General features: G+C 60.6%; 1 protein-coding gene and 1 pseudogene. One reads left to right on the top strand and one right to left on the bottom strand.

Annotated features, from left to right (window positions below; all coding sequences use genetic code 11):
- Nucleotides 1-105: 105 nt before the first annotated feature.
- The gene (locus QJT78_RS50950; protein WP_035666406.1) at nucleotides 106-306 is read right to left on the bottom strand and encodes a hypothetical protein; all 201 of its coding nucleotides are present in this window, start codon (nucleotides 304-306) and stop codon (nucleotides 106-108) included.
- A gap of 27 nt (nucleotides 307-333) precedes the next feature.
- Between QJT78_RS50950 and QJT78_RS50945 the strand changes: the two are divergent.
- Nucleotides 334-1,335: pseudogene (locus QJT78_RS50945) on the top strand (type IV secretory system conjugative DNA transfer family protein); the annotation flags it as partial.
- Between the last annotated feature and the right edge of the window lie 334 nt (nucleotides 1,336-1,669).

Below are 1,669 nucleotides of genomic sequence, written 5' to 3'. Positions count from 1 at the left end.
GCACGCCTCAAGCACCTTGCGATCTTTCCTCGAAAGGTGGACTTCTCTTGCTTCGGGTATCATCCCGACCTTGAATCACGACTCACGTTCCAAGAAAAGTGGGTACTAGTCAGGCTCCTGGTCGGCCTGGGGCTTCGGTTCGCGCAGCACGATTTTACCCAAAACGGCCAAGCCGGGCGCGATCACGATATTGAAACCCTTGCCGTCATCGTTCGGCCAAGCGGCGCCGATCCGCGTCCATGTAGAATTTCGGCCGTCACCGGCCACAGCGAAGGCATCGTGCGTGGGCTTTCGACTTTCAGACATGAGGTTTCCTTTTCAAAACGAGGGATGTTCATCATGACCGACAATCCGCGCCAGGGCTCGGCGCGGGATGACTTCTTTCGGGCCTCGGCGCTGCAACTGCTGACGGCGTTGATCGCCGATGTCTGTTTGTCCGGTCATACGGAAAAGAAGGATCAGCACCTCCGCCAGGTCCGCGCCAACCTGTCGGAGCCGGAGCCGAAGTTGCGCCAGCGGCTTCAGACGATTTACGACAACTCCGAGTCCGGATTCGTGAAGGAGAATGTCGCGCCCTTCATCGCCATGACGCCAGAGACCTTCAGCGGCGTCTACGCCAATGCGGTGAAGGAAACCCACTGGCTCTCCTATGGCAACTATGCCGCCCTGGTGTCCGGATCGAGCTTCACGACGGCCGAGCTCGCGGAGGGCCGGACGGACGTCTTCATCAATCTCGACCTGAAGACCCTGGAGAACCATGCCGGCCTCGCCCGCGTCATCATCGGCTCGCTGCTCAACGCCATCTACAATCGCAATGGCGAAGTGACCGGCCGGACCCTATTCCTACTCGATGAGGTCGCGCGCCTCGGCTACTTACGCATTCTCGAAACCGCGCGTGATGCGGGGCGCAAATACGGCATCACCCTCTTGATGCTCTACCAGTCAATCGGCCAGATGCGCGAGGCCTATGGCGGCCGCGATGCCACCAGCAAGTGGTTCGAAAGCGCATCCTGGATCTCCTTCTCGGCGATCAACGCCCCCGAGACGGCGGACTACATCTCCAAGCGCTGCGGCGACACGACGGTCGAGGTCGATCAGCTGAGCCGGTCCTCGCAGACGTCGGGTTCCTCCCGGACGCGGTCCAAGCAGCTCGCGCGCCGGCCGCTGATGCTGCCGCATGATGTCTTGCGCATGCGAACCGACGAGCAGGTCATCTTTATTGCGGGCAATCCACCGCTGCGATGCGGACGCGCCATCTGGTTCCGGCGCACCGACATGCGCGCCTGCGTCGGCGAAAACAGGTTCTATCGGAGAGACGCTGGTCGGCGTCGCTGATTATCGCGAACGCGGCGATGAGAAAGACGTGGGCGGCATACAAACGACCGGCTGGTTCCCAGGCAGAGCAAGAAAGGGCGTACGTGGAAGGGCAGTATTGTCTGGGAACGGAAAGCCGAGACGGAGCGCATCCAGCAACGACGGCATACCGGGCTCGATGCTCGGCTCGTCGTACGAGCCGGCGCATCATCTCGCCCGCCACCTGTAAGCCGCCTAATTTTTGATCCAGACGTAGGGCTCCACGCTGTTGATTTTGCAGGTGGCGATGAGCGAAGCTATGCGCGCCCATGAACGACCACCTTCGTCGTGACCAGCAAATAAACTATTTTTACGC

Origin of the sequence: Bradyrhizobium sp. Mp27 (assembly GCF_029953005.1) — a bacterium.
Lineage (GTDB): Bacteria > Pseudomonadota > Alphaproteobacteria > Rhizobiales > Xanthobacteraceae > Bradyrhizobium > Bradyrhizobium barranii.
Note: the sequence above shows the minus strand (reverse complement) of the source record. Positions and strands in the feature narration are given on the sequence as shown.

Bases quoted from the DNA above. Each gene is read 5' to 3' on its own strand.
- QJT78_RS50950 (WP_035666406.1), bottom strand. From the start codon at position 306: ATGTCTGAAAGTCGAAAGCCCACGCACGATGCCTTCGCTGTGGCCGGT.